Raw genomic sequence first — 379 nt, forward strand, 5'->3', positions numbered from 1 at the left:
ACTAATGATAAGTGATTGAGTGAAACCGGGAGCCCGATGAAAACAGTTTTAATACTGGTAGACGTGCAGAACGTGTACTACACAACACGGCAGGCGTTTAACCGCCGATTCGATTACAACAAGTTCTGGTCCACCGTGACGTCAGAGGGGCAGGTAGTGAAAGCCATCGCCTATGCCATCGACCGGGGCGATAAAAAGCAGCGTGAATTCCAGAACATCCTGCGTGCGATTGGTTTTGAGGTGAAACTGAAACCGTTTATTCAACGGTCCGATGGTTCTGCCAAAGGCGACTGGGATGTGGGTATCGCCATTGATGCGCTGGAATATGCTGCGGAGGTGGACTGCGTGGTGCTGGTGTCCGGTGATGGTGATTTCGATT

The 379-nt window shown here is 50.9% G+C and carries 1 protein-coding gene; it reads left to right on the top strand.

Annotated features, from left to right (window positions below):
• Positions 1-36: 36 nt before the first annotated feature.
• A partial coding sequence (locus tag A3754_RS06080) for an NYN domain-containing protein (protein WP_063519092.1) occupies positions 37-379 on the top strand: 343 nt, incomplete at its 3' end.

The sequence above is a fragment of the Alcanivorax sp. HI0083 genome (assembly GCF_001635175.1).